Genomic DNA, 1669 nt, shown 5'->3' with positions numbered 1-1669 from the left:
TCTGCGCTAACAGATCATGCACAACGGAGACATCCTTTTTCCTTTGCTGTAATATGGTCATTATATCCAGCAAGTTCCGGACAGGCAATACCGTCAGCTTTCGGCCATTTTAGGCTAGCGGAAACACCATTTTTTATTCTTGCAATGGTGACCTGTGAAACACCTGTGATTTCCGATAACTTTTCTGAAGATAAACAGTTTCTTGCCATAACCAAATCAAGTTTTTGATTGTCGATTTTCATTTAATCACCCCTGTTTCCGACAATTTTATTGTCGCTTTTGAATTCATTATAGACAATATAATTGTCGTTGTCAATACAAAAAATTAAGTTTGAATAAAAAACCTTGATTTTAATTGTCGGTTATGGTATCATGAACCTGTTATATAGAAAGGCGGTGAATTCGTGAATTCAATTGAGATTGGAAACAACATAAAAAGGGAACGTAAAAATAAGAAGCTAACCCAACAGGAATTAGCGGATAAAATAGGAAAGACAGAAAGTTCAATCCGAAAATATGAAAAGGGATTGGTTCAAATCCCAACTGATGTGTTAGAACAAATTGCTTCTGTCCTGGAAGTTTCGCCTTTCAATCTCATGGGGGCAGATTATTGGGATTTGAAATACAATGCTGATGGAAAGCTTGCCACTGAAGTTAAATTGATTGAAGAAGTGGGTTTCTGCTTTGGGGAAAAGGCAGTTCAGTTGCTGAAAACCTTTGAATCATTGAATGAATTGGGTCAAAGCAAGGCACTGGAATACACGACAGACTTGACAGAACAACAGAAATATAAGAAGGAAGCCGAATAAAATAAAAAATCGCCCCCTGTGCTACCAACACAGAGAACGATTTTCACATAGATACTATTCGGACAGATGCCCGATATAATACCGATTAGCAGTCATATTATATCATTTGAAGCACCTGTTCAGCAATAGGTGTATTTTTTATACTCAATTTTAGAAAGGATGATTGTATGGAAGGTCATGTAAGGGAAAGGGGAAGCAAGTGGTACTATTCATTTGAAGCTTCCAATGTGGATGGGAAAAGGAAACGAATTGAAAGGGTTGGGGGCAGAACCAAGAAAGATGCTGAAGCTGCTTTGAGAATTGCACTTCAGGAATATGAAAATGCTGGTCTGCACTTTGAACCCACAGAAATATCAGTGTCTGATTACATGGATTACTGGTATAAGAACTATGTGCTGGTGAACTGCAAGTACAACACCCAGGTTGGTTATGAAATCATCATCAGGAATCACATCAAACCTGCTTTCGGCATTTACAAGCTGAAATCACTGACACCTGCAATGCTTCAGGAATTTGTGAACAACAAGTATTTAAGTGGGGTCAGCAAACATCACCTGACCAACATGATGACTGTTTTAAGCGGTTCTTTGAAATATGCTGTGCATCCATGCAAGTTCATAAAGGACAACCCTATGCAGTACGTGAAATATCCAAAGTATGAGCATTCCAAGCTTGAAATTGACCACAAGGTGATAACCCCTGAAGAATTTGAAACCATAATTTCAAGATTTCCAGTGAGTATACCGGGTAAAACTGAACAGTTTGACCGCTAAGATTAAACAGTGTCCCCGTTTGAAACTGAACACCGGTTCCGAAGAAGTTGAACACTGGATATGGCCCTTCTGCTAAATTGAATTTAT

At 38.5% G+C, this 1669-nt stretch carries 3 protein-coding genes; 2 read left to right on the top strand and 1 reads right to left on the bottom strand.

Annotated elements, in window-relative coordinates:
* Window positions 1-14: 14 nt before the first annotated feature.
* A complete protein-coding gene (locus L9W92_RS18575; protein ID WP_240085225.1) occupies window positions 15-242 on the bottom strand; it encodes a helix-turn-helix domain-containing protein in 228 nt (75 codons plus the stop codon).
* A 162-nt stretch (window positions 243-404) separates the two neighbouring features.
* On the opposite strand from L9W92_RS18575, the gene L9W92_RS18570 reads away from it, so the two are divergent.
* Entirely contained in the window at window positions 405-809 is a 405-nt protein-coding gene (locus L9W92_RS18570; protein ID WP_240085224.1) for a helix-turn-helix domain-containing protein, read from the top strand.
* Between the two features lie 167 nt (window positions 810-976).
* Window positions 977-1582 carry a tyrosine-type recombinase/integrase gene (locus L9W92_RS18565; protein ID WP_240085223.1) on the top strand — a complete coding sequence of 202 codons (606 nt, stop codon included), beginning with the start codon at window positions 977-979 and terminating at the stop codon, window positions 1580-1582.
* Window positions 1583-1669 lie beyond the last annotated feature (87 nt).

It is taken from the genome of Pelotomaculum terephthalicicum JT (assembly GCF_022410535.1).
In the GTDB taxonomy this organism is placed as follows: Bacteria; Bacillota; Desulfotomaculia; order Desulfotomaculales; family Pelotomaculaceae; genus Pelotomaculum_D; species Pelotomaculum_D terephthalicicum.
This window is presented reverse-complemented; position numbering and strand designations above follow the sequence as displayed.

Bases quoted from the DNA above. Each gene is read 5' to 3' on its own strand.
- L9W92_RS18575 (WP_240085225.1), bottom strand. From the start codon at position 242: ATGAAAATCGACAATCAAAAACTTGATTTGGTTATGGCAAGAAACTGT.
- L9W92_RS18565 (WP_240085223.1), top strand. From the start codon at position 977: ATGGAAGGTCATGTAAGGGAAAGGGGAAGCAAGTGGTACTATTCATTT.